At 48.1% G+C, this 260-nt stretch carries 2 tRNA genes; both read left to right on the top strand.

What is annotated here, in order from left to right:
• The first annotated feature begins 15 nt into the window (after positions 1-15).
• Positions 16-92 (top strand) — tRNA-Ile (locus ACFI6G_RS22280).
• 14 nt (positions 93-106) lie between these two features.
• Positions 107-182 (top strand) — tRNA-Ala (locus ACFI6G_RS22275).
• Positions 183-260 lie beyond the last annotated feature (78 nt).

Raw genomic sequence — 260 nt, 5'->3', positions numbered from 1 at the left:
TTAAGAGACGATATTGGGTCTGTAGCTCAGCTGGTTAGAGCGCTCGCCTGATAAGCGGGAGGTCGGTGGTTCAAGTCCACTCAGACCCACCAATATCGACCTAGATGGGGCTATAGCTCAGCTGGGAGAGCGCCTGCCTTGCACGCAGGAGGTCTGCGGTTCGATCCCGCATAGCTCCACCATCTTTAAGTATTCTCTTAAGAGAGTCTTTAAAAATGGTTCATTTTATTGAATCAAGCTCTTTAACAATTTGGAAAGCT

Source organism: Vibrio sp. PSi01 (assembly GCF_054960695.1).
Note: the sequence above shows the minus strand (reverse complement) of the source record. Positions and strands in the feature narration are given on the sequence as shown.